Genomic DNA, 17441 nt, shown 5'->3' with positions numbered 1-17441 from the left:
CCTACCCGGCGGGGGACATGATCATGCCTTCTCGTGCCGCCCGTGGCCGACCAGGCCGACGAACTCCTCCAGGCCGATCCGGCCGTCGCCGTCGGTGTCGGCCGCGTTGATGAACGCCTCGATCTCCTCCTCGGAGGCGCCGTGGACCCCCAGCGCCTCGTTGGCCTGCCTGATCTCGGCCGCGGTCAGCAGACCGTCGCCGTCGGTGTCGAAGCGACTGAACTCCGCCTCGGCGGCTTCACGACCGCTTGCCATCGGATACCTCCCCGTGATTGGACAAGGCGATATCTTCCGGCCTGATCGGAACGCGAGTCAACCGGAGCCCGGTCGCGGCGCGTACGGCGGCGGCGACGGCCGGGGTGGAGGAGAGCGTGGGCGGCTCGCCGGCGCCGCGGAGGCCGTACGGCGCGGACGGGTCTGGATTTTCCAGGATTTTCAGCTGCATGGGCGGCATGTCGAGCATGGTGGGGATCAGGTAGTCGGTGAACGACGGGTTCAGCACGCGGCCGTCACGTACCTGGATCTCCTCCATGAGCGCCAGCCCGAGCCCCTGGGCGGTGCCGCCGTGGATCTGGCCCTCCAGCGCCTGCGGGTTCATGATCTTGCCCACGTCCTGCACCGCGGCCAGCTCCACCACCTTGACCAGCCCCAGCTCTACGTCCACGTCCACCACCGCGCGGTGCACGCACAGCGCGAGCTGCGTGTGCGAGTCGCCCTGCCCGGTCACCGGGTCCATCGGCTTCGTCGGCCGGTGCCGGTACTCGCGGGTCTCCTCGATCGGCCCGAACCTGGCCAGCGCCTCCCGCGGCGGCAGCCCCTCGAACCGCTCGCGCACCGCCTCGCAGGCCGCCTTGACCGCGCCGCCCGTCACGTAGGACTGCCGCGAGGCCGACGACGAGCCCGCCGAGCCCACGGCGGTGTCGGCGGTCGCCACCGTCACGTCCTCGATGCCCAGCTCGGTGCGCGCGATCTGGGCCTGGACCGTGACCAGGCCCTGGCCCACCTCGGCGGCGGCGGTGTGCACGGTGACCCGCGGCTCGCCGCCGACCAGCTCGGCCCGCACCCGGGCCGTGGAGTAGTCGTCGAAGCCCTCGGAGAAGCAGATGTTCTTGATGCCGACGCCGTAGCCGATCCCGCGCCGCACCGACTCCCCGTGCGTGGTCTGCGAGACGCCGCCCGGCAGCGCGCGCAGGTCCGCCCCCGTCCGCGGGGCGGGCAGCGGCATGGCCTCCAGCTCGCCCAACATGCCGGCCAGCGGCGCGGGGGAGTCGATCACCTGGCCGGTCGCCAGCGCCGAGCCCTGGGAGACGGCGTTGCGCGCCCGGATCTCGACCGGCGACAGGCCGCACGCCTCGGCCAGCCGGTCCATCTGCGACTCGTAGGCGAAGCACGCCTGCACCGCGCCGAACCCGCGCATCGCCCCGCACGGCGGGTTGTTGGTGTAGACGCCCGCGGCGTCGATCCACACGTTCGGCACCTCGTACGGCCCGGCCCCCAGCGAGGCGGCGTTGCCGACCACGGCGGGGGAGGAGGAGCAGTACGCGCCGCCGTCCAGCAGGATGTCGGCCTTGACGTAGACCAGCCTGCCGTCGCGCGTCGCGCCGTGCTCGTAGCGCATCAGGGCCGGATGGCGGTGCACGTGCCCGAAGAACGACTCCTCGCGGCCGTAGACGATCTTCACAGGCCGGTTCAGGCGCAGCGCCAGCATGCACGCGTGCACCTGCATCGACAGGTCCTCGCGGGCGCCGAACGCGCCGCCGACGCCCGACAGCGTCAGCCGCACCTTCTCCGGCGGCAGGCCCAGGCAGGGGGCGAGCTGGTCGCGGTCCACGTGCAGCCACTGGGTGGCGATGTACAGGTCCACGCCGCCGTCCTCGGCCGGGACCGCGAGACCCGACTCCGGGCCGAGGAACGCCTGGTCCTGCATGCCGACCTCGTACTCGCCGGTGACGACGACCTCCGCCTCGAACGTGTCGCCCTTGCGCACCGGCTGGCGCCTGACGTACTCGCGCGACTCGCGCGGATCGGTCACCGCCGGGCGCGGCTCGTAGCCGACCACTATGGCCCGCGCGGCCCTGCGCGCGGTCTCCGGATGGTCGGCGGCCACCAGCGCCACCGGCTCGCCCTGGTGGCGGACCTGGTCGATGGCCAGCACGGGCTGGTCCTTGTGGTCGAGCCCGTAGAACTTCTCGCCGGGCACGTCCTCGTGCGTCAGGACGGCCAGCACGCCCGGCATCCGCAGCGCCGGGCCCGCGTCGATCGACCGGATCCAGGCCGACGGGTGCGGGCTGCGCAGCGTCACGCCCCACACCATGCCGTCCAGCCACAGGTCGGAGGCGTAGGCGAACTCGCCGGTCACCTTCAGCGTCGCGTCCGGCCGCCGCGCGCTCGTGCCGACCCCCTCGGCCCCGCCGACGCCTTCGGACCTGGTGGAGTGGACCGTCTCCGTCATCCTCCGAGTAGAGCACCGGCCCGGCCCGGCCTCCTATGCCCGTGACGTGAAATCCCGGTCATCGCTTGACAGAGCGGGCTTGTATATTCCTCCAAGTGCGCATCAGTGACCTGCTGGCGATCGACGAGCTGGGTCTCAGCCTGCTGGCCGGCGACCCGGAGCGCGAGTTCGGCACGGTCCACATCACCGACCTGCCCGAGCCGGGGCGCTACCTGTCCGGCGGCGAGCTGGTCCTGACCGGCCTGATGTGGCGCGACACCGCCGCCGACTCCGCCCGCTTCGTCACCGCCCTGGTCGAGGGCGGGGTGTCCGCACTCGGCGCGGGCGCGGCCCGGCTCGGGCACGTGCCCGCCGACCTCGTCTCGGCCTGCCGGCAGGCCGGGCTGCCGCTGGTCGAGGTGCCGGTCGAGGTCTCCTTCCGCACGCTGGCCGAGCTGGTCGCGCCCCGGCTGTCCGGCGACGTGCGCGACGCGCTCGGGCGGCACCGCAGGCTCGTGGCGGCCCTGGCCGAGGGCGCCGACCTGCGCGGGCTGTTCGAGCTGACCGCCGCCGAGCTGGGCGTCACGGGCGCCGTGCTGTCCGCGTCCGGTGAGGTGGTCGTCGGCACGGCCGCCGATCCGGCGGGGCTGGCCAGGGCGTACCTGACCGCGCCCCGGCTGCCCGCCCTGGCCGGCGGCGCGACGCTCTTCGCCGTCGGACGCGGCCACCGGGCGGCCGGCTGGGTCCTGGCCTGCGACGGCGACCTGCTCGGCCGCGCCGACCTCGGCTACGAGCTGGCGGCCTGCGTGGCACTCGAACGCGGACGCCTGGAGGAGGGCCGCCGGGTCGAGCGGCGCCTGGCCGGGCAGCTCGTGGCGGCCGCCCTGGCCGACTCCGACGCGGCCGAGCTCAACGCCCGGCTGCGCACGTGCGGCATCGACGCCGACGAGCCGTACGCCGTGGTCAGCGCCACCGCCCCGCGCCCCGGCGCCCCCGGAGGACCCGAGCCGGGCTCGACGAACCCTCCCGGCCCCACCCCCGGCGTCCTCGGCGGCCGGATCCTGGAGGAACTGCTCGCCCGCGAGGTCGTCGCCGCCGCCGTCCCGGCCGAACCACAGGGGCGCGGTGGGGCGGTGGCGGTGGTCGCGTTGCGGGGGAGGAGCGTCGGGGAGCTGGCCGCGCGGTTGCGGGCCGGGGCCGCCGTGCTGGCCGCGCTGCCCGGCACCCGCCTGAGCGTCGGCCTGAGCGGCGCGCTGACCGGCGGCGCCGCGCTCAAGGGCGGCGTGGAGGAGGCCGGGCACGCCAGGCGGCTGGCCGAGGCCCGCGACGGCGGCGTGGTCACCAGCGACGAGATCTACACCCACGCGCTGCTGCTGGCCACCGTGCCCGGCGACGTGCGCCGCTCCTTCGCCGACCGGCTGCTGTCCCCGCTGCTCGCCTACGACCGCCGCCACCAGTCCGGCCTCGTGCGCACGCTCGACGTCTTCCTCGACTGCTCGGGCTCATGGCACGCCTGCGCCGAACGGCTCCACGTGCACGTCAACACCGTCCGGTACCGCATCCGCAGGATCGAGGAGCTGACCGGCAGGAACCTGTCGGCGATGTCCGACCGCGTCGACTTCTTCCTCGCCCTCCGCGACACCACCCCACCCGGCTGACCTCACCGCTCCCGGTCCGCCGCGCCCGCCGCCCGCTCCTCGGCGACACGCTCCAGCCAGGACGGGCTGTTCAGAGCCAGCGCCAGGGACTCCGCCTCGGCCAGGCGTTCCGCCGCCGCCGTCCGCCGCCCCAGCAGCCGGTTGGCCCCGGCGAGCTGGATCAGGCACTGCACCTGCAGGAGCTTCGTGCCGCCCGCCACAGCGAGGTCGAGCGCCCGTCCGAGCTGGGCGAGCCCGGCCTCCAGGTCACCGCGGTCGAGCTGGAGGCCGCCGAGCCCGTGGCGCATGTGCGCCTCCAGCGAGGCGTCGCCGGCCCGCCCGGCCATCGCCGCCGCCTCCTCCAGCGCGACCACCGCCTCCTCCAGACGGCCCATGTGCCGGTAGGCGTTGCCGATCTGCAGCAGGGCGTACCGCTCGCCGACCTCCGAGGCGATCTCCCGGGCGATCTCGCGCTGGGCCAGCCCGTGTTCCAGGGCCCGGTCGTACCTCTGAGCCTTCGCGTACGTGGCGGCCAGGTTGCCGTGGGCCCGTTGCTCGTCGAAGCGGTCGTTGAGCCGTCTGGCCAGGGTCAGGTGCCGGTCGAGGTGTTCCAGTGAGGCGGTGAGGTCGCCCTTGAAGTACTCGCCGGCCGCGGCCTGGCTGTGGGCGTGCATGGCGGTCTCGTCGTCGCCGAGGCGGGCGGCCACCGACAGCGCCTGGTTGCCGACGGAGATCAGATCGGCCACGCGGTAGGCCTTCTGCTGGGGCCAGAACAGCGCAAGGCCGATGGCGGCCCCCGCACGGGCGAGGTCGTCGTCCGGGTCGGCCATGGCCTGGGCCGCGGCGGCCAGCAAGGCGGACTCCTCCTGCTCGATCCAGTCGTTCGCCTCAGCGGCGTCCCGGAAGGCGCGGCCCGGGCCGGCCACCGCGAGGTGCGTCGGGTGGACCCGGTTCGGGTCCGCGGTATGAGCGGCCGACCGCAGGCTCACCGCGTAGTAGGCGAACACCCGAAGCAGCGGGGCCTTGCGGCCCTCGGCGGGGACCAGCTCGCCGGCGAACAGCCGGACGAGGTCGTGCAACTGGAAGCGGCCCCGCGCGTCCCGTTCGAGCAGGTGGGCGTCGCCGAGGCGGTCCAGCGCGCGCCCGGCCTCCCACTCGGGTACGCCGGCCAGCCGGGCGGCCGCGTCCGCCGAGAGGTCGGGGACGTGGAGGAGCCCGAGCACGGCCAGCATCCGCGCGGCCTCCCGATCGAGGGCGCGCTCGCTGTGGGTGAGATGGCTCCAGCTCGCCGCCAGCCCCGACCGTACCGCGAGGTCGCCCGCCTCCAGCTCGTGCAGCCGGGTGCGCTCGTCGGCGAGTCGGCCGGCCAGCTCGCCGACGGTCCAGTCCGGGCGGTCGGAAAGGCGCGCCCCGGCGATGCGCAGCGCCAGCGGCAGCCCGTCGCACAGGCGGATCAGCGACGCGGTACCGGAGGGGTCGGCGCCGACCCGGTCCTCCCCGGCCAGCCGGGCCAGCATCGTTCTCGCCTCGGCGGACGAGAGCCGGCCCAGCCTGATCCGGACGAGACCGTCCCCCGCCTGCAACGAGTCCCTGCTGGTCACGAGGACGGAGACGCCGGCCGGCGCCGGCAGCAGCCAGCGGATCTGCTCCGGGTCGGCGGCGTCGTCCAGAAGCACGAGGAGCCTCTTGGACGCGGCCCTGGACTGCCACAGGGCCGCCGCCTCCTCGATGCCGGGCGGCACCTCCTCGTTGCGGGTGCCGATCGCGCGCAGGAGCCGGGCGGCGATCTCCTGCGGCTTCAGCCGCGGCACGTTCGGCGTCCCGCCGTGGAGGTTGACGAACACCTGCCCGTCCGGGAAGCGGTGCCGTACGGTGTGCGCGACCCGTACGGCCAACGCGGACTTGCCGGAGCCCGGCGCCCCTGAGATCACGATCAACGGGTGCGGCTCGGCGTCGTCATCGGGGGAGAGCAGGCCCCGGAGGCGGGCGATCTCGCGCGGCCTGCCCACGAAGCCGGTGAGATCGCGCGGCAGCTGCCGGGGGACCGGCCCGGCCTCCCAGCCGGGCGCGGTTCGAGCGCTCACCAGGGCGTACGCCTGCCGCACGCCCGCCGCGGGCCCCACCCCCAGCCGGTCGCTGAGTATGCGCCGCGCCTCCGCGTAGACGCGCAGCGCCTCGGGCCGCCGATCGCAGGCGTCCAGCGCCAGGATGAGCAGTTCGTACGGGCGCTCGCGCAGCGGATACCGGGCGATCAGGGACCTGAGCTCGGCGACGGCCTCGTGCGGCGCGCCGAGCAGGATCCGGGCCGCGGCCCGCCCCTCGACGGCGCCCGCGTGCAGGTCCTCCAGCCTCGCCCGCTCCGCCTCGGCGAAGGGGCCCGGCACGTCGCCGAGCGCGCGTCCCCGCCACAGCCCCAGCGCCCGGTCGTAGACGCGCAGCGCCTCCGCCTGCGCGCCCGCCTCGGCCGACCTGCGGGCCGTCTCGGTGAGACGGGCGAAGGCGATCGTGTCCACGCGGTCCGGCTCGACCAGCAACCGGTACCCGCCCGCGGCGCTCTCCACCAGGCCCGGCCGCTCGCCCGGGTTGCGGCCCGGTTCGAGCGCGCGCCTGAGCCCCGCGACGTAGGTGTAGACGCTCTGCTGGGCGCTCGACGGCGGGTGACCGCCCCACAGCCCCTCGAACAGCTGACCTTTGGTGACCACCTGCCCGGGGACGGCCGCGAGCATCACCAGGACCGCCTGTTGCCGCGGCGGCCCCGGATCGACCTCTGCGCCGTCGAGGGTGCACGAGACCGGCCCGAGGAGGCGCAGACCGAGACCGGGCGCGCTCATGAGCGGCCCGCCGCGGTCCTCATCGCCGCCCGCACGGCCGCCTGCTCCTCCTTGGCCCGCTTCTCCCAGGAGACGTAACCGAACCTCTCCGTGACGCGCACCGCGTCGTCGGCGTAGGACAGGGCCTCGTCGAGCTCGCCGAGCGCGCGCGACACCTGCGACAGCGAGATGAGGGCGTTCACGTTGAACCGGTGACCTGTCGAGCCGAGCAGGGACTGCGCCACCCGCAGGTGCTCCAGGGCGTGCCCGGGGTCGCCGAGCTGGATCAGCACGTCGCCGAGCGCCAGGCGGACATGCGCCTCATGGGTGTCGTCGCCCGCCGCGAGGGCGCCGTCCAGTGCCTCGCGGAGCGGCTCGTACGCCTCCCGGGCACGCCCCAGGCCGAGCAGGCTCTTGCCGATCACGATGAGGGCGAAGCGGATCCCGACCTGTGAGCCGGTCGCCCGTGCCACACCCAGCTGACGCTCGGCGTAAGGCAGCGCCTGCGCGTAGCGCTGCGCCGTGACGTGGAGGTTGGCGAGGTTGCCGAGCGCGCGCAGCTCGCCGAAGGAGTCGCCGATCCGGGTCGCCAGCTCCAGCGCCGCCTCCAGGTGCGGCACCCCCTGTTCGGCCCGGCCCGTCAGGCGCAGGCCGTTGGCGATGTTGTCGTGCGCGAGGAGGGCCAGGCGCTCGTCGCCGAGACGCTCGCACACCCGCAGGACCGGCACGTTGAGGTCGATCATCTCCTGACCCGCGTGCTCGCGTTGTTGCTGCCACAGGAGCGCGAAGGCCAGCGTCACGCCCAGCTCCGCCATGTCGTTGTCCGGCGAGTTCAGGGCCTGGGCGGCGGCCGCGTTCAGGACCTGCCGCTCCGCACGCAGCCAGGCCGCCGCCCGCTCGGCGTCTGCGTGCTCACGGACGGGCCCCTCGACGTGCCGGGCGAGTTGCACCCGGTGCGGGTCGACGGCGACGCTCGCCGACCGCGCAGACGCGGCCAGGTAGGACAAGGCTCGCAACAGGGCCTCCTTCCCGTCCGACGGGCGCAGCTCGCCGGAGAAGAGCCTGACCAGGTCGTGCAGCTCGTAACGGCCATCCCGGGCCCGTTCGAGGAGGTTGGCGTCGGCCAGCCGCTCCAGGGCCCGCCCCGCCTCCTCGACAGGGGTGTCGAGCAGCCTCGCCGTCAGCTCCGCCGTCACGTCGGGCACGTGCAGCAGCGCCAGCAGCGGCAGGGCGCGGGCGGCCAGCCGATCGAGCGGGCGGGAACCGGTGGCCAGACCATGGTGACTGCCCGCGAGGCTGGAGCGCACGGCCAGGTCCCCGGCCGCCAGTTCGCGCAGGCGGCCGCGCTCGTCGGCCAGCCGGTCGGCGAGCGCGCCCAGGCTCCATTCGGGATGGTCGGCGAGGCGGGCGCCGGCGATCCGGAGCGCCAGCGGGAGACCGTCGCACAGTCTCACCAGGGCGGCGGTCCGCTCGGCGTCGGCCCTCACCCGCTCGGCGCCGGCCAGCCCGGAGAGCATGAGCGCGGCGTCGGACGAGGTGAGGCGGCGCAGCCGCAACTGCATGCAGTCGTCCCCCGCGCTGAAGGACTCTCTGCTGGTGACGAGGAGGGTGACGCCCAGCGGGGTGCCCAGGAACGGCCTGATCTGCGCCAGACCGGCCGCGTCGTCCAGCAGCACCAGCAGCTTCCTGCCGTGCAGCTTGCTGCGCCACATCGCCGCGGCTTCGTCCAGGTCGGCGGGGATGTCCTCATTGGCCGCGCCGAGGCCGCGCAGCAGCCGCCCCGCGATCTCATGGGGCGGCAGCGGGGAGACGCCCGGCGTGCCGCCGCGCAGGCCGACGGCGAGCTGTCCGTCGGTGAACCGGCCCTCGACCCGGTGTGCCACCTGGACGGCCAGCGCCGACTTGCCCACGCCGGGCGGTCCCGAGATCACCACGAACGGGTGCGGAGGGCCGTCCGCCGGCGACAGCAGAGATCTCAGCCAGGTCGTCTCCGCGGACCTGCCGACGAACCCGATGAGATCGCGCGGCAACTGCCGGGGGACGGCCGGACGGGCCGGCTCGGGCTCCTCCGCGCCCCCGGACAGCACCCGTTGGTGCGCCGCGCGCAGACCCTCGCCGGGCAGGACGCCGAGCTCGTCATCGAGGATACGCCTGGCCTCCTCGAACGCCTGGAGCGCCTCCGCCTGGCGGCCGTCACCGTCCAGGGCCAGGACGAGCAGCTCGTGCAGCCGTTCGCGCAGCGGGTGGCGGCCGGTCAGCTCGCGCAACGGGGCGATGGCCTCGCGGGCCCGGCCCAGGCGGACGAGGAGTTCGGCGCGCGTCTCGGTGGCGCCGAGGAACAGCTCGTCCAGCCGCATGCGCTCGGTCTCGGCGAAGGGGCCGGTCAGGCCGCTCAGAGCCACGCCCCGCCACAGGGCCAGCGCCCGGTCCAGCATGCGCAGGGCGTCGTCCTCGCCGTCCGGCCCACAATCGGCGACCCTCTCCAGCAGCTCGGCGAAGACGCAGGAGTCCACCTGGCGCGGATCGACGAGCAGCCGGTATCCGCCCGCCTCGCCGACGAGCACCTCGGACCGCCGGCCCGGCCTGCGTCCGGGTTCGAGCGTGCGCCGCAGCCCGGCCACGTACGTGTAGACGCTCTGCCCGGCGCTGGCCGGCGGGTTCTCGCCCCACAGGCCCTCCACCAGCTTTCCCATGGTCACGACCCGGCCCGGGGGAGAGGCCAGCATGGCGACGACCGCGCGCTGGCGCGCGGGACCGAGATCGATCTCCTCGCCGTCGAGCACGCCCGTCACCGGGCCGAGCAGGCGGATGGCCACGCCGTCGGTCACCGGTGCCTCGCGCGGGCCTCGTGCACGGCGGCCTGCTCTTCCCTGGCCTCCGTCTCCCACTCCGCGAGCCCGTCGGCCCCGGCCACCGCCTCGGTGACGTGGGCGAGCGCCAGGTCGAGCTCGCCCATGGCGCGGTAGGTGCGCGACAACCCGACCAGGTCGCGCACCCGTCCCACCCGGTAGCCGGCCCGCTCGATCAGCTCCAGGGCGATGAGGTAGTGGGGCAGGGCGTGTTCCGGCTCGCCCAGATCCAGATGCACCCGGCCGAGGACGGCGCGGAGCTGCGCCTGATGGGTCTGGTCGCCCACCTGTTCGGCCTCGGACAGGGCCGAGCTCAGGATTTCGCGGGCCTCCTCCGCCCGGCCGAGGGCCTGACGGGCCTCGCCGATGATGAGCATGGCGTACCGGGCGCCGACCCGCGCGCCGATGAGGCCGGCGATCGTGAGTTGCTGTTCGGCGAAGCCGATCGCCTGCTCGTACCGGCCGTCGTTGACGTACGTGTTGGCGAGGTTGCCCAGCGCGCGCTGCTCGGAGAAGGCGTCGCCGAGCCGTCTGGCGATGGCCAGCTCGGCCCGCAGGTGCTCGACGGCCTCCTCTGTCCGTCCTTGCATGCGCAGGGCGTTGGCGAGCAGACCTTGCGCGTGCATCGTGTTCTCCGCGTCGCCGATCCGTTCGCACACGGTCAGGGCCATGGAGCTGAGCTCGATCATCTCCGTCGTCCGGTAGCTCCGCTGGTAGGCCCATTCCAAGGCGAGCGTGAGCGCCACTCCCATCGCCGCGATGTCGTCGTCCTCGGCGGACAACGCCTGGCGGGCCGCGGCCGCGAGGACGGCCTCCTCCTCCAGCAGCCAGGCCGTCGCCTCCTCCCGCCCGGCCACCACGTGCGCGGCCGACTCCGGAGCGGTGCCGCGCCGGACGCGGTGCGGGTCCATGACGCCGCTGGCCAGGTGCGTGGAGGCGGTGTAGTACGCGAGCGCGCGCAGCACCGGCTTCTTGGGATCGGACGGGCGCAGCTCGCCCGCGAACAGCCGGACGAGGTCGTGCAGCTGGTACCGGCCCGGCCGGGAACGGTCGAACAGATGCGCGTCGGCCAGCCGTTCCAGGGCCAGGTCGGCGTCGGCGGGGTCGCCGTCGAGCAGCGCGGCGGCGGCCTCGGCGGTGACCTCGGGCACGTGCAGCAGGCCCAGCACGGACAGTGTGCGGGCGGCCAGCCGGTCGAGGGGGCGGGGGCTGCGTTCGAGGGCGGCGAAACTGGCCGCCAGACTGGACCGTACGGCCAGATCGCCGGCGACCAGCTCGTGCAGCCGTCGCCGCTCGTCGCCCAGGCGGCCGGCCATCGTGGCGATGCTCCAGTCGGGGCGGCTGGCCAGGCGGGCCCCCGCGATGCGCAGCGCCAGGGGCAGGCCCTCGCAGAGCCGTACCAGCTCGGCCGTGTCGTGCGCGCCGGCCCGCACGCGCTCCTCCCCGACCAGCCCGGCCAGCATCGCGGCCGACTCGGCGGGGGACATCCGGCCGAGTTCGAGCTGGTGGGAGTCCTCGCCCCAGGTCATGCTCTCGCGGCTGGTCACCAGCAGCGCGGTGCCGAACGGAGTGGACAGCAGCGGGCGGATCTGCGTCAGGTCGGCGGCGTCGTCCAGCAGGACCAGGACCCGGCGGCCGTGCAGGAGGCTGCGCCACATCGCCGCCGCCTCGTCCAGGTCGGCCGGTACGGCGTCAGCCGCCACCCCCAGTCCCCTCAAAAACCGGCCGAGCAGGTCGAGCCCGGTCAATGCGGGCAGTTCAGGGGTGGCGCCACGGCAGTTGACGAAGAGCTGCCCGTCGGGGAAGCGCTCCTGAACCAGGTGGGCGACCTGGGCGGCCAGTGTGGACTTCCCGACGCCCGGCGGCCCGGTGACGATCACCAGCGGCGTCGGCGGCTGCCCGCCGTCCGGGGCCAGCCGCCTCTCCAGCTCTTCCAGCTCGCGCGAGCGGCCCACGAACTCCGCCAGGTGGCGCGGGAGCTGGTGCGGCACCCCGCCCGCCCGCCACGGCAGGGGCTCTCCGCGTAACAACAGTTGGTGACACTTGCGTAACCCCTCGCCCGGCGTCAGGCCCAGCTCCTCCAGGAGCAGGACCCGGCCCTCCTCGTAGACCTCCAGCGCCTCCGCCTGGCGGCCCGACCGGTAGAGGGCCAGCATCAGCAGCTCGCGAATGCGCTCGCGCAGCGGGTGGCGGGCGGTCAGGTCACGCAGGTCGTCGGTGAGCTCGTGGTGGCGGCCCAGGTGTAACAGGCTCTCGAACCGCTCTTCCAGCGCGGTCAGGCGCAACAGCTCCAGCCTGGCACGTTCCCGCTCGGCGAACGGGCCGGTCAGGCCGCTCAGCGCGGTGCCGCGCCACATCGCCAGGGCCTCGTCCAGGATCCGCACGGCCTGGCGTTCGTCGCCTTCGCGCCGGCAGTGCAGGGCGTCGTCGAGCCGCGCGGCGAAGCGCACGGAGTCGACCTGCTGGGGAGCGATGTTGAAGACGTATCCGGCGCCGGTGCCCGACAACAGCCGCGACGGGGCGCGCCGCCTGCGGTCGGGCTCGAAGACGCGGCGCAGGCCGGCGACGTAGGTGTAGACGCTCTGCTCGGCGTTGCGCGGCGGCTCGTCGCCCCACATGCCCTGGACGAGCCGGTTCATGGAGACCGGCCGGGCAGCGGCCGAGGCGAGGATCGCGAGCGTGGCCCGCTGCCTGGCCGGGCCGAGGTCGAGGGACTGGACGCCACGTTCGGCGTGAACGCCGCCGAGAAGGCGAATGTAGATGTCGTCGCTCACGCGTCCTCCCCGGTTACGGCCCCGTGTCCCCTCACCAGGGCAGCGTAATCAGATTCCCGTGGAGGTGAAGCGGTCACGCGACTGTAGATCGAATGTAGACGGCGTCAGGTACGCTCTCGGCCAGACGGAGGAAGAGGGGGCACATCGATGGGCTTGAGGACGTCGTCCTCAAGGTGCGCTTCTACACCTTCGAAGGCTTGGTGCGGTTCAGGCCTCAGAGGTGCGCGACGCACCCCCTCTTGGTGAAGTCAGCCGCTCAGCAGCAGTGCGCCATGTCCTGGCCCGAATAGAGTGCAGACGTGTCGGCGTTCGCCGCCGTAACATTGCCTGCGACAGCCACCGCTGCGATGAGCACGGTGGCTAGCGCAGACAGGGCAATACGCATGCGCATGGGGGTTCTCCCTCGCCTATGTGGGGTTGCTCGGACTTCATCATCTCAGGGAGCAACGACTGTGACCACATCTGACCTGGTCGGCCTCCGTATCAAGACCGTTCGGCGACAGCGCGGCCTGTCACAGGCACAGCTGGCGCACCCCGAGTTGTCGGACAGCTACGTCTCCTTGATCGAGAGTGGCAAGCGTACCCCTACCCCCGCAGTCCTGGAGCTGCTGGCGCAGAAACTTGACTGTTCGCTGTCCTACCTGATCAACGGCGTGACCGCCGAGCAGATGGAGGACATCGAGCTGGCGCTCGGCTACGCGCGGCTGGCGCTCGAGAACGGTGAGGTCGCCGAGGCCCGCACGCGTTACACCGAGCTGCTGGCGAACAACAACCTGACAGGGTTGACGGCCCTTCGTCAAGACACCGAATTCGGGCTCGCGCTCGCCACACAGGCCAGCGGCGACCTCGACGGCGCCATCGCCATCCTGCTGCGGCTGCGCGAGGAGGAGCTGTCGACCGAGCGCCGGATCGAGATCGCCATCAACCTGTGCCGCAGCTACCGCGAGAGCGAGCGGCTCACCGAGGCGGTCGAGGTCGCCGAGCGCATACTCAACGCCTCGGCGCGGCCCGCCTGGAACGATCTGCTCGTGGAGCTCGGCGGCAGCCTCCTGGCGGCGTACATGGAGCGCGGCGACCTGCTGCGCGCCCGGCAGTTCGCGGCCGAGCTGCTCAACGCTGCCGACGCCCTCGGCACCCCGCGCTCGCTCGTGGCGGCCAACTGGATGGCCTCCAACACGGCGGCCATCACCGGCCACCCCGAGGAGGCGCTGGCCTTCGCCGAGCGGGCCATGGCCGTGCAACTGGAGCACGGTCAGCCCCGCAGCATCGCGATCATGCGGCTCGCGCTCGCCCAGAGGCGGCTGAAGGCCCGGCCGCACGAGGCCGCCGCCGCCCGCGACATGCTGCGCCAGGGCGTCGTCGAGCACGAGCAGACCTCCACCAGCCCCATCGAGCGGGCCCGCGTGCGCATCGAGCTGGGCGTCGCCGAGGCCATGACCGGAAACCTGGACGAGGCCGTCAAGCAGGCCAAGGCGGGCCAGGAACTGCTGCCGTATTCGGGGTCGGCGCTGGGCGCCGAGGCCGACCTGCTGCTGAGCAGGGTCTACGGCGGAGTCGGCCGGATGGAGGAGGCCCGCGCCCACGTGGTCCCGGTGCGCGACTGGCTGGCGCCGCTGCCCGACTCCCGGCGATCGGCGGCCACCTGGTACGCCACCGCCGAGACGATGGAGCAGCTGGGCGACGCCGACGGCGCCGTGGACGCCTACCAGCGGGCTCTCGCCTGCGCGGGGCTGTAGCGACGTCAGGACCGGGCGGTGGCGTCGGTAGCCTTGGTGGTGCCATGAAGAGTTCCCCGCTCGCGGCACTCACCGCGATTCTCGCCGCCCTGTTCGTGCTCGGCACCGCCGCCCCGGCGCTGGCCCACGACTCACTCAAGAGCAGCGACCCGGCCAAGGGCGCCGAGGTCGAGGCCCTCGACGAGGTCAGGCTGGAGTTCACCGCCAAGGTGCGCATGCCGTTCGTCATCGTCCGGGGCGCGGGCGAGGCCGTCTTCCAGGAGGGCAAGCCCGAGGTCGACGGCGCGGTCGTGCGGCAGGCGGTCAAGGGGCCGCTGCCGGGCGGGAAGTACACCCTCGCCTACCGGGTCGTCTCCTCCGACGGCCATCCCATCGAGGGCGAGATCCCCTTCACGGTCAAGGCGGCTCCGGCGGCCTCGCCGAGCGCGTCGGCCACCGACGCGGCGTCGGCCGCGCCCTCCACCGCCGCCCCCGCTCCCTCCTCCGCCGCTCCGGTCGCCCCCGCGGCCGACCAGGCGGCGGCCACGCCGAAGGGCGGCTTCCCGACCTGGCTGGTCATCGTGATCGGCGCGCTGGTCGGCATCGGCATCGGGTTCCTGTTCAGCGCGCGGAAGAAGAAGCCATGAGCAGAACGGCGCGGCTCGCGCTCGCGGGTGCGGTGGCGGCGGTCGCCGCCCTGGTGATCGGCATGATCGCCGGTGGCCGGGCCTTCCCCAGGATCATCCCCGGGCTGCCCGACGCCGGGGCGGTGGTCAGGTGGGGCCTGCCGGTCTCCAAGCTGCTGATGGACGTCACCGGTGTGCTCACCGTCGGCCTGCTGCTCACGGCCGCCCTGCTGCTGCCCAACGACAAGGGCATGCTCGGTAAGCCGGGCCTGCTCTACGTCAGGGCCTCGTCCTGGACGGCGCTCGGCTGGGCCGCCTCGGCGTTCCTGGCCATCGTGTTCACCACGGCCGACTCCTGGGGCCGTACCGTCCCGCAGATTCTCAACCGGGAATACCTGACCAGCACCGCCACCCAGACCACCCAGGGCGTGGCGCTCACGCTGGTGGTGCTGTTCGGGGTGGCCATCGCGCTGTTCTCGCGCGGCGCGATCACCGCCGGGGCCGCGGCCGGCCTGCTGGTGTTCGCGCTGGTGACGATGTTGCCGCCGCCGCTGACCGGCCACACCTCCTCCTCGCCCAACCACGACCTGGCCACCTCGGCGGTCTCGCTGCACCTGCTCGCGCTGGCCCTGTGGGTGGGCGGCCTGGTGGTGCTGGCCGCGCACGCGATGCGCGGGCAGCCGCAGCTCACCGTGGCCGCCGCCCGGTTCTCCGCGCTGGCGCTGTGGTGCTTCGTCGCGGTCGGCCTGTCCGGCGTGTTCAGCCTGGTCGCCCGGCTCGGCGCGCTGTCCGACCTGTGGACCACCCAGTACGGCCTGCTGGCCCTGGCCAAGATCGTCGCCTTCGTGCTGCTCGGCTACGTCGGCTACTGGCACCGGCAGCGCACGCTCGTCGACCTGGAGGCGGGCCGGCCCAGGGCGTTCACCCGGCTGGCCGGCGGCGAGACGCTGCTCATGCTGGCCACCGTCGGGCTGGCCGTCGCGCTGTCGCGCACGCCGCCCCCCGAGTTCAGCGTGCCCGCCGACCGGGCCTTCGAGCTGCTCGGCTTCCCCGTCCCGCCGGAGATCACCATCGCGAACGTGTTCTCGCTGTGGTGGTTCGACCTGTTCTTCGCCGCGGTGGCCGCCGTGCTCGCCGGGCTCTACGGCGCCGGCGTCTACCGGCTGATGCGGCGCGGCGACTCCTGGCCGTGGGGGCGCACCGCGGCCTGGTTCATCGGCATCGCGCTGCTGGTGTTCGCCACCCAGAGCGGCCTGGCCCGCTACGCCAAGGTCCTGTTCGACGTGCACATGATCGAGCACATGACGCTGTCCATGATCGTGCCGATCTTCCTGGTCCTGGGCGGCCCGGTCACGCTGGCGCTGCGGGCGCTCAAGCCGGCGGCCCGGCGGGGCGACCGGGGCCCCCGGGAGTGGATCACCACGATCCTGCACAGCCGGGCGGTCAAGGTCATGTCCCATCCGGTCGTGGCGACGGCCATCTTCGTCGCCTCCACCTACGCCCTCTACTTCACGCCGCTGTTCGAGTCGGCCATGCAGGAGCACCTGGGGCACATCTGGATGACCCTGCACTTCCTGCTCAGCGGCTCGCTGTTCTTCTGGGTGATCATCGGCGTCGACCCGGGCCCGAGCCGGCTGCCGTACGTCGGCCGGCTGCTGATGCTCTTCGTCACCATGCCCTTCCACGCCTTCTTCGGCATCGCGCTGATGATGACCGGCTCGGTGATCGCCGCCGGCTGGTACGAGCCGCTCGGCCGTACGTGGGGCGACAACCTCCTGCAGACCCAGCAGGACGGCGGGGCCATCGCGTGGGGCTTCGGCGAGATCCCGACGCTGCTCGTGCTGCTGGCCATCGCGGCCCAGTGGTACCGCGACGACGAACGGCAGGCCCGGCGCGCCGACCGCAAGGCCGACCGGGGCGGCGCACGCGACCCCGAACTCGACTCCTACAACGACTATCTCGCCCGTCTCGACCGCGCTGACAAGGGCGAGTAGCGGTTCGGCCATGGCACCCTATCCTCGGCTCACAGGTCTCAGGACCGACGGGTAGCCTGTCTCACAGGGGAGAAGGGCATAACCTCATCAGCTAGCGTGCGCAGACCTTGAGGGGGGATTGCGCGACGCGTGCGGGGCGCCGGAGTGGGGACCGGCGCGGGCCCGGGGTGCCGAGGAAGGCGAGACCATTGGCGGAAGAGACACGCATGCGCGGGGGGCAGAGCCTGGCCGAGGCGCTCGAAGGCCTCCTGGCGCAATGGTCGGAGCGGACGGGGATCACCGTCGAGACCTGGGCGCTGCCCGGCACGGACGTGCCCTCGCGGGTGTCCGGCGGCGTCATGGAGACGATGCGCGAGGCGCTGTCGAACGTCGAGCGCCACAGCCGGGCCCGTACGGTCGCGGTGGCGGTGACCACGGGCCCGAGCGGCCTGCGCCTGACGGTCAGCGACGACGGCCAGGGCTTCGCCGAGGGCGGCGCGGGGCGTGGGATCGCCCGGATGCGGGCCGCGTTCGCCGAGCTCGGCGGCACTTTGTCGGTCAACGGCGTGCCCGGCGAGGGCACGACGGTGAGCGGGGCGATCCCCGGGCGACGCTGACGGCAGGGG

Annotated in this window: 10 protein-coding genes; 5 read left to right on the top strand and 5 right to left on the bottom strand. The window is 73.6% G+C overall.

All coding sequences use genetic code 11. The annotated features are described in order from the left end of the window. Positions 1 to 21: 21 nt before the first annotated feature. Both ABT158_RS15330 and ABT158_RS15325 read right to left on the bottom strand, forming a co-directional pair. Entirely contained in the window at positions 22 to 255 is a 234-nt protein-coding gene (locus tag ABT158_RS15330) for an EF-hand domain-containing protein (RefSeq protein ID WP_352323877.1), read from the bottom strand. Beyond that, positions 239 to 2452 carry a xanthine dehydrogenase family protein molybdopterin-binding subunit gene (locus tag ABT158_RS15325; protein ID WP_352353507.1) on the bottom strand — a complete coding sequence of 738 codons (2214 nt, stop codon included), beginning with the start codon at positions 2450 to 2452 and terminating at the stop codon, positions 239 to 241. Before ABT158_RS15325 ends, ABT158_RS15330 begins: the two co-directional genes overlap by 17 nt. Positions 2453 to 2547: 95 nt before the next feature. Here ABT158_RS15325 and ABT158_RS15320 point away from each other — a divergent pair, with 95 nt between their 5' ends. Then, positions 2548 to 4089 carry a PucR family transcriptional regulator gene (locus ABT158_RS15320; RefSeq protein ID WP_352353505.1) on the top strand — a complete coding sequence of 514 codons (1542 nt, stop codon included), beginning with the start codon at positions 2548 to 2550 and terminating at the stop codon, positions 4087 to 4089. Positions 4090 to 4091: 2 nt separating this feature from the next. On the opposite strand, the gene ABT158_RS15315 is transcribed toward ABT158_RS15320, so the two are convergent. The 3 genes from ABT158_RS15315 to ABT158_RS15305 are packed head-to-tail and all read right to left on the bottom strand — an operon-like array spanning position 4092 to position 12501. Beyond that, the gene (locus ABT158_RS15315) at positions 4092 to 6899 is read right to left on the bottom strand and encodes an AfsR/SARP family transcriptional regulator (protein ID WP_352353503.1); all 2808 of its coding nucleotides are present in this window, start codon (positions 6897 to 6899) and stop codon (positions 4092 to 4094) included. Then, positions 6896 to 9706: an AfsR/SARP family transcriptional regulator gene (locus tag ABT158_RS15310; RefSeq protein ID WP_352353501.1), complete on the bottom strand. Its 2811-nt coding sequence runs from the start codon at positions 9704 to 9706 to the stop codon at positions 6896 to 6898. The genes ABT158_RS15315 and ABT158_RS15310 overlap by 4 nt, the downstream gene beginning before the upstream one ends. Next, on the bottom strand, positions 9703 to 12501 hold the full coding sequence (locus tag ABT158_RS15305) for an AfsR/SARP family transcriptional regulator (protein WP_352353499.1): 2799 nt from the start codon (positions 12499 to 12501) through the stop codon (positions 9703 to 9705). The genes ABT158_RS15310 and ABT158_RS15305 overlap by 4 nt, the downstream gene beginning before the upstream one ends. Positions 12502 to 12953: 452 nt before the next feature. Here ABT158_RS15305 and ABT158_RS15300 point away from each other — a divergent pair, with 452 nt between their 5' ends. The 4 genes from ABT158_RS15300 (at position 12954) to ABT158_RS15285 (ending at position 17432) form a co-directional block, all read left to right on the top strand. Next, positions 12954 to 14237: a helix-turn-helix domain-containing protein gene (locus ABT158_RS15300; protein ID WP_352353497.1), complete on the top strand. Its 1284-nt coding sequence runs from the start codon at positions 12954 to 12956 to the stop codon at positions 14235 to 14237. 44 nt (positions 14238 to 14281) lie between these two features. Further along, entirely contained in the window at positions 14282 to 14863 is a 582-nt protein-coding gene (locus ABT158_RS15295; protein ID WP_352353495.1) for a copper resistance CopC family protein, read from the top strand. Next, positions 14860 to 16836: a bifunctional copper resistance protein CopD/cytochrome c oxidase assembly protein gene (locus ABT158_RS15290; RefSeq protein ID WP_352353493.1), complete on the top strand. Its 1977-nt coding sequence runs from the start codon at positions 14860 to 14862 to the stop codon at positions 16834 to 16836. The genes ABT158_RS15295 and ABT158_RS15290 overlap by 4 nt, the downstream gene beginning before the upstream one ends. A gap of 206 nt (positions 16837 to 17042) precedes the next feature. Further along, positions 17043 to 17432 (top strand): sensor histidine kinase, encoded by a 390-nt coding sequence (locus tag ABT158_RS15285; protein WP_352353491.1) that lies wholly within the window; start codon positions 17043 to 17045, stop codon positions 17430 to 17432. The last annotated feature ends 9 nt before the right edge of the window (positions 17433 to 17441 follow it).

Source organism: Nonomuraea sp. NPDC001636 (assembly GCF_040298265.1).
GTDB lineage: Bacteria > Actinomycetota > Actinomycetes > Streptosporangiales > Streptosporangiaceae > Nonomuraea.
Note: the sequence above shows the minus strand (reverse complement) of the source record. Positions and strands in the feature narration are given on the sequence as shown.

Excerpts from the sequence above, each read along its gene's own strand:
- ABT158_RS15330 (WP_352323877.1), bottom strand. The coding sequence starts at position 255 with ATGGCAAGCGGTCGTGAAGCCGCCGAGGCGGAGTTCAGTCGCTTCGAC.
- ABT158_RS15325 (WP_352353507.1), bottom strand. The coding sequence starts at position 2,452 with ATGACGGAGACGGTCCACTCCACCAGGTCCGAAGGCGTCGGCGGGGCC.
- ABT158_RS15315 (WP_352353503.1), bottom strand. The coding sequence starts at position 6,899 with ATGAGCGCGCCCGGTCTCGGTCTGCGCCTCCTCGGGCCGGTCTCGTGC.
- ABT158_RS15295 (WP_352353495.1), top strand. The coding sequence starts at position 14,282 with ATGAAGAGTTCCCCGCTCGCGGCACTCACCGCGATTCTCGCCGCCCTG.
- ABT158_RS15290 (WP_352353493.1), top strand. The coding sequence starts at position 14,860 with ATGAGCAGAACGGCGCGGCTCGCGCTCGCGGGTGCGGTGGCGGCGGTC.
- ABT158_RS15285 (WP_352353491.1), top strand. The coding sequence starts at position 17,043 with ATGCGCGGGGGGCAGAGCCTGGCCGAGGCGCTCGAAGGCCTCCTGGCG.